Annotated in this window: 8 protein-coding genes and 1 pseudogene (1 of these 9 running past the window's edge); 6 read left to right on the forward strand and 3 right to left on the reverse strand. The window is 63.5% G+C overall.

Going from position 1 to position 6,252, the window contains the following annotated elements:
* Positions 1-387 (forward strand): annotated as a pseudogene (gene groEL, locus EOC06_RS29610) (chaperonin GroEL) (its annotated part extends 412 nt beyond the left edge of the window); the annotation flags it as partial.
* 262 nt (positions 388-649) lie between these two features.
* Complete coding sequence (locus tag EOC06_RS29615) at positions 650-1,147, forward strand: GAF domain-containing protein (RefSeq protein WP_128309457.1); 498 nt, start codon at positions 650-652, stop codon at positions 1,145-1,147.
* On the opposite strand, the gene EOC06_RS29620 is transcribed toward EOC06_RS29615, so the two are convergent.
* The 3 genes from EOC06_RS29620 to EOC06_RS29630 form a co-directional block, all read right to left on the reverse strand.
* Positions 1,148-2,206 carry a YeiH family protein gene (locus tag EOC06_RS29620; protein WP_128309458.1) on the reverse strand — a complete coding sequence of 353 codons (1,059 nt, stop codon included), beginning with the start codon at positions 2,204-2,206 and terminating at the stop codon, positions 1,148-1,150.
* Between the two features lie 135 nt (positions 2,207-2,341).
* On the reverse strand, positions 2,342-2,719 hold the full coding sequence (locus EOC06_RS29625; protein ID WP_128309459.1) for an ester cyclase: 378 nt from the start codon (positions 2,717-2,719) through the stop codon (positions 2,342-2,344).
* A gap of 151 nt (positions 2,720-2,870) precedes the next feature.
* Complete coding sequence (locus EOC06_RS29630) at positions 2,871-3,764, reverse strand: LysR family transcriptional regulator (RefSeq protein ID WP_128309460.1); 894 nt, start codon at positions 3,762-3,764, stop codon at positions 2,871-2,873.
* A gap of 153 nt (positions 3,765-3,917) precedes the next feature.
* Here EOC06_RS29630 and EOC06_RS29635 point away from each other — a divergent pair, with 153 nt between their 5' ends.
* From EOC06_RS29635 to EOC06_RS29650, 4 genes are all read left to right on the forward strand, one after another.
* Positions 3,918-4,313: a cupin domain-containing protein gene (locus tag EOC06_RS29635; RefSeq protein ID WP_128309461.1), complete on the forward strand. Its 396-nt coding sequence runs from the start codon at positions 3,918-3,920 to the stop codon at positions 4,311-4,313.
* A 57-nt stretch (positions 4,314-4,370) separates the two neighbouring features.
* A complete protein-coding gene (locus EOC06_RS29640; protein WP_128309462.1) occupies positions 4,371-4,706 on the forward strand; it encodes a carboxymuconolactone decarboxylase family protein in 336 nt (111 codons plus the stop codon).
* Between the two features lie 5 nt (positions 4,707-4,711).
* A complete protein-coding gene (locus tag EOC06_RS29645) occupies positions 4,712-5,701 on the forward strand; it encodes an aldo/keto reductase (RefSeq protein ID WP_128309463.1) in 990 nt (329 codons plus the stop codon).
* 19 nt (positions 5,702-5,720) lie between these two features.
* The coding region (locus EOC06_RS29650) for a flavodoxin (RefSeq protein WP_128309464.1) at positions 5,721-6,252 on the forward strand (532 nt) is incomplete at its 3' end.

Below are 6,252 nucleotides of genomic sequence, written 5' to 3' on the forward strand. Positions count from 1 at the left end.
GGCGTGGCTCTGCTGCGTGCCCGCTCGGTGCTTGGCGGCCTGACCGGCGCCAATGCCGATGTCACGGCCGGCATCACGATCGTGCTGCGGGCGCTCGAAGCGCCGATCCGCCAGATCGCCGAGAATTCCGGCGTCGAAGGCTCTGTTGTCGTCGGCAAGCTCACCGACAGCAAGGATCACAATCAGGGTTTTGACGCCCAGAACGAGGTCTATGTCGACATGATCAAGGCGGGCATCGTCGATCCGGCGAAAGTGGTGCGCACCGCACTGCAGGATGCCGGCTCGATCGCGGCCCTTCTGATCACCGCCGAAGCGATGATCACCGACATCCCGGCCAAGGATGCCGCTCCTGCGGGTGGCGGCGGTGGCGGCATGGGCGGCTACTAAAACCCAGGATTTGTCCGATCTGTTTGAGATGTGAATGGCGGCCCCCGATCGGGGCCGTCATGATTCTCAAGACGATCCATCGCAAAGTTTACGCATAGCTGCCTTGCCGCCCGGCTCAGCGCCGGGAGGCAATCCTGATCTTGCGGCTTTCGGAGGCGACGCAATCCACGCTAGACTGTCCAGGCGGCCGTCTGGTTGCGAAGCTCGCCGGACTTTGGCAAGCGATCGGACGAATAGCTATCCTCGATACGGAGACACGTTCATGTTTGCGGCCAAGGCCATCGACACCTCAGACAAGGCCGCGTTCTACCGCGACCTCGCCACCCAATTGAAGGCGCTGCTCGAGGGTGAGCGCGATTCGATCGCCAACGCCGCCAACACCGCCGCACTGATCTTCCAGATGGTGCCGGACCTCAATTGGGCCGGTTTCTATTTCCTGCAGTCGGACGAGGAAATGGTGCTCGGGCCGTTCCAGGGCAAGCCGGCCTGCGTGCGCATCGCCGTCGGCAAGGGCGTGTGCGGAACGGCGGTCGAACTCGGCACCTCGATGCTGATCAAGGACGTGCATGATTTTCCCGGCCACATCGCCTGCGATGCCGACTCGCGCTCGGAACTGGTGGTGCTGCTCGAGGACGATGAAGGCGTCTTTGGCGTGCTCGATCTCGACAGCCCGCTGGCCGGCCGCTTCGACAAGGCCGACCAGGCCGGCATCGAGACGCTGGCGGCGATCTATGCCGCGGCGAGTTCGTTCGAGGACTAATCAGCCTACGAACTTCACCAGCATCAGGCTGAAGCCGCCGATGAACAGGAAGGCGCAGAAGGCGAGCGCCAGCGGGCGCAGGCCGCGCGAGCGCAGCTGCGAGATGTCTGCCTGCAAGCCCATGGCGGCCAGGCCCATGGTCAGCATGATGGTGGTGGCGAGCGCCATTGCCGACTTCACCTCGGCTGGCACCGTGACGAGGCTGTTCAGCGCCACGACGGCGACGAAGGCGGCGACGAACCATGGCATGGGGGGCCGCGCCGCCACCTCACTGCTGCTCCTGCGGCGCGCCGTCAGGCCGAGCGCGACGACCATCGGCGCCAGCATGGCGACGCGGGTCAGCTTGGCGACAGTGGCGATCTCGCCGGACTGGGTGCCGTTCTGAAAGCCGGCGCCGATCACCTGCGCCACTTCATGGATCGAGGCGCCGGCCCACAGGCCGAAAGCGTGCTGGTCGAGGCCGAGCATGGGCGCCATGAGTGGGAAGCCGAGCATGGCGACGGTGCCGAACAAGGTGATCGAGGCGACGGCGTAGGTGACGTCCTCGTCGCGCGCATCGGTGACGATATTGGTGGCAACGATGGCCGAGGCGCCGCAGATCGAGGTGCCGGCGGCGATCAACTGCGCCAGCTTGGCGTCGACGCCGATCAGCCGGCCGAGCGTGATGGTGAAAACGAAAGTGGCGCCAAGCGTCGCCGCGACAATGCCGACGCCGCCGGCGCCGATCGAGACGACCTGGCCCAGCGTCAGCTGGAAGCCGAGCAGCACGATGGCGAAGCGCAGCAGGCGCTTTTGCGAGAAGGCGATCCCGGCTTTGGCGTGCACCGGTGTGCCCAGCACGTTGGAGTAGATCATGCCGACAACGACGGCCAGGATCATCGGGCTGAACAAGGCGAAGCCGGAGACGTTGCGGGCCGAGAAGGCGACCGCAGTGATCATCGTGACCAAGACGATGCCGGGGACGATGCCGTGCCAATTGAGGGATTTTCGCCCTTGGGTCAGATCGGCAGGAAACGCGCTTTTCGGAATATCGTTCGCGAAGTGGGAAACGGAAGACAATGCAATGCTCCAGGGGGGTACCTGGGGAGAATGTCATTCCTCAACCGATCTTTCCAACGAATTATTTTCGTTAGAACGATCTATTTTTACGAACGATTGCTGGTTGCGCAGACGGCGCCTTCTGGCCGACCTGGATTAAAGCTGCGCTTCGATCGCCGCCTTGTCGATCACCGACCAGACGTTCCTGATTCTATCGTCGAGGAATTCATAGAAGACGTTCTCACTGAAGGAGATCTTCCGGCCGTTGATGGGCAGGCTGAAGAAGGTTCCCTTCGGCGTGCAGTTGAATTGAAGCCGGCTGGCTATGAACGGCGGTTCGGCGATCAGCAGTTGGATGTCGAAATAGAGGTCTGGGATCTCCCGAAAATCGCGCTCCAGCATTTCTTGATATCCCGACAGCCCGACGCGGTCGCCATTGTAGTGCACCTCGTCATGAACGAAGCGATTCAGCTTCTGCCAGTCCTGATTGTTGAGGCAGGCGATGTAGCCTCGATAGAGGTCGGTCACGGTCACGGCGATGGCTCCGGATTTTCGTCATATCTGCTCGATCCGGAAGATAGAACGACTGCGGGCGCAGTCCAGATGGAGAACCTGTTCCCGAATCGGGATGGGGCTCTATCTGCTCGTTTTGAGCATGTCTCCTCCGGAAACCCGGTTTCCTGTTCTAGCCTCGGTAGCGTAGCGCGTCGACCAGCAGCGAGAAGGCCGGCGTCGCTTGCCGGCGGCTGGGGTAATAGAGGTGGTAGCCGGGGAAAGGCGCGCACCAGTCGGCGAGCACCCGCACCAGCCGGCGGTCGGCCAGATGGGCCGTTACCTGTTCCTCCGGCAGATAGGCAAGGCCGAGGCCGGCGAGCACCGCGTTCATGCGCAGCGCGGACGTATTGAACACCAACTGGCCCTCAACCCGCACTTTCAGCTCGCGCCCGGCCTTCTCGAACTCCCAGGCGTAGAGCCCGCCATAGGTCGGCAGCCGCAGATTGATGCAATTGTGGTTGGTCAGGTCCTGCGGCGTGCGCGGCTTCGGCCATTTGGCGAAATAGGCCGGCGATCCGACCACCGCCATGCGCATGTCGGGGCCGATGCGCACCGCGATCATGTCGCGCGCCACCTGTTCACCCAGCCGCACGCCGGCGTCGAAGCGCTCGGCAACGATGTCAGTCAGGCTGTAGTCGACGATGATCTCGACTTTGATGTCGGGATAGTCGGGCAGGAATGTCGCCAGGGCAGGCCACAGGATCGCATCGGCGGCATGCTCACCGGCGGTGATGCGGATGGTGCCGGCGGGTTTTTCGCGCAAGGCGCTGAGTGCCGCGATCTCGGTCTCGATCTCGTCGAGCCTCGGACCGACGGAGCGAGCCAGCCGCTCGCCGGCCTCGGTGGGCGACACGCTGCGCGTCGTGCGGGTCAGGAGCCGCACGCCCAGCCGCTCCTCCAGCGCCCGCACCGTATGGCTGAGCGCCGATTGGGAAACCCCGAGCTTGGCCGCCGCCCTGGTGAAGCTTTCCTCGCGCGCGACGGCGAGGAATGCGGTTAGCTCATTCAGATTGTCTCGCGGCATTCATGAGCCCCTTTCATAAGATCATGCTGGATATAGCACCTAATCGGCACCAATCGCAGACCCTAGATAGGCGTCATCACACCGGGCGCCTCTACCGGCAGCCTCTGAAGACCGGCGGTCGTGTCACGCCTGTTGCCAGGAAGGGACAAAACCATGGACATCACGCGAAACGGCTCTCAAGCCTCGGCCAGGGGATCGGCCGATTATTTCACCGGCGCGGTGCGCATCGACGCGCCGTTCAAGGGCAGCGAGCCCGCCCGCGTCGGCGGCGCCACCGTGACTTTCGAGCCCGGTGCGCGCACCGCCTGGCACACGCATCCGCTTGGCCAGACGCTGATCGTCCTCTCGGGCGCAGGCCTGGTGCAGCGCGAGGGCGGCCCGATCGAACCGATCCTGCCCGGCGACATCGTCTGGTTCGCGCCCGGAGAGAAGCATTGGCATGGCGCCGCGCCGACCACCGCGATGAGCCACATCGCTATCGCCGAAGCGCTCGACGGCAAGGTCGTCGACTGGCTGGAGCATGTCAGCGACGAACAATACGGGGTTTGACCAAGTATCGGCGCGTGGCGCCGAGTTCAACGCCCGAACTCTACGAAGGAGACCACCATGACCAATGTTCCAAGGCTGAAAAGCCCATTCTTCGATATCGCTCCCGCGCTTGGCAGATACACAGACGAGGTGTTGTTCGGCGACGTTTGGGAGCGCCCCGGCCTATCGCCGCGGGACCGCAGCCTCGTCACCGTCACCAGCCTGATTTCGGGCTACCGGATAAATGAGATGCCTTTCCACATGAAGCGCGCGCTCGACAATGGGGCCACCCGCGACGAACTCATCGAAACCATTACGCATCTCGCCTTCTACGCCGGATGGCCAACGGCAGCCACGGCTCTGGGCATTGCCCGCAAGGTCTTCGAACAAGCCGACGCCGAGAAGAAGGGATAACGACAATGCAGAAGCGCACACTTGGAAACAGCGGTCTCGACGTTTCGGCCATCGGGCTCGGCTGCATGGGAATGAGCCAGTCATACGGGCAGCCGATGGAGACGGCGGATGCAGTCCACCTGATCAGGGCGGCGTTCGACCGTGGCATCACCTTCTTCGACACCGCGGAGGTCTATGGACCGTTCACGAACGAGGAGGTCGTCGGCGAGGCGCTGCAGCCGATCCGCGACCAGGTGGTGATCGCCACCAAATTCGGCATCGACATCGCCGGGACAGCCCGACACGATGGCATGGACAGCCGGCCGCAGCATATTCGTGACGTCGTCGAGGCCTCGCTCAGGCGGCTGAGGACCGACCACATAGACCTCCTATACCAGCACCGCGTCGATCCGGTCGTGCCGATCGAAGAGGTGGCGGGCGCTGTGAAGGACTTGATCAGCCAAGGCAAGGTGAAGCATTTCGGTCTCTCCGAGGCGGGCGTACGCACGATCCGGCGCGCGCATGCGGTACAGCCGGTCGCCGCGGTCCAGAGCGAATATTCGCTCTGGTGGCGTGAACCGGAAGAGGCGATCCTGCCGGTGCTTGAAGAACTGGGGATCGGCTTCGTGCCCTTCAGCCCGCTGGGCAAGGGGTTCCTCACCGGCGCCATCGATGCCAGCACGACGTTCGACAGCAGCGACTTCCGCAACACCGTGCCGCGTTTTGCGGAAGACGCCCGCAAGGCGAACCAGGCGCTGGTCGACGCGATCGGCGTGATCGCTGCCGAGAAGAAGGCGACATCAGCACAGGTCGCTCTCGCCTGGCTGCTGGCGCAGAAGCCCTGGATCGTTCCGATCCCCGGCACCACCAAGCTCAATCGCCTCGAAGAGAACATCGCGTCGGCCACCATCGCACTGACGGCGGACGGTCTTGCCAACATCGAGAATGCGGTCTCGGCGATCGCGGTGAAGGGAGCGCGCTATTCTCCGCAACAGGAAGCAAGGATCGATCGTTAGCGAGGCCTGGGAGAGCGTGATGAGCCAACCAGTCTCAAGACGAGGTGCGCTGATGACCATGCTTGCACTGCCTCTGGGCGCCGGATTGAGTCCCGGATCGAGCCGGCCTGCCAGTGCGTCGAGCGCGCGGCGAACGGGCGGCGCCAAAGTGCTGGTGGCCTACTACACCCGCACCGGCAACACGCGGGTCATCGCGCGCCAGATCAGCAGGGCTCTGCGAGCGGATATTTTCGAGATCGCGACCGTCGATCCCTACCCGGAAGACTACAAGCAGCAGGTTGCGGTGGCGGAGCAGCAGCGGGAGTCCGGTTCCGAACCGGCGCTGGCCGCCACGGTGCCTGATATCGGAACCTACGAGACGGTGTTCCTCGGATTTCCGATCTGGGGCATGACCGCGCCTTCGGTGATCCGCTCCTTCCTGTCGAAACACGATCTGTCCGGCAAGACATTGGTGCCGTTCATCACCCATGGCGGCTACGGAATAGGGCAGAGCCTGAAAGTCCTCGCAGATCATGCACCAGGGGCTCGGCTCATCGAAGGTTTTTCCAAGC

This window comes from Mesorhizobium sp. M7A.F.Ca.MR.362.00.0.0, assembly GCF_004023175.1.
Lineage (GTDB): Bacteria > Pseudomonadota > Alphaproteobacteria > Rhizobiales > Rhizobiaceae > Mesorhizobium.

What these genes read in the sequence shown, in the direction of transcription:
- EOC06_RS29630 (WP_128309460.1), bottom strand. Translation starts at nt 3,764, where the DNA reads ATGCCGCGAGACAATCTGAATGAGCTAACCGCATTCCTCGCCGTCGCG.
- EOC06_RS29640 (WP_128309462.1), top strand. Translation starts at nt 4,371, where the DNA reads ATGACCAATGTTCCAAGGCTGAAAAGCCCATTCTTCGATATCGCTCCC.
- EOC06_RS29615 (WP_128309457.1), top strand. Translation starts at nt 650, where the DNA reads ATGTTTGCGGCCAAGGCCATCGACACCTCAGACAAGGCCGCGTTCTAC.
- EOC06_RS29645 (WP_128309463.1), top strand. Translation starts at nt 4,712, where the DNA reads ATGCAGAAGCGCACACTTGGAAACAGCGGTCTCGACGTTTCGGCCATC.
- EOC06_RS29635 (WP_128309461.1), top strand. Translation starts at nt 3,918, where the DNA reads ATGGACATCACGCGAAACGGCTCTCAAGCCTCGGCCAGGGGATCGGCC.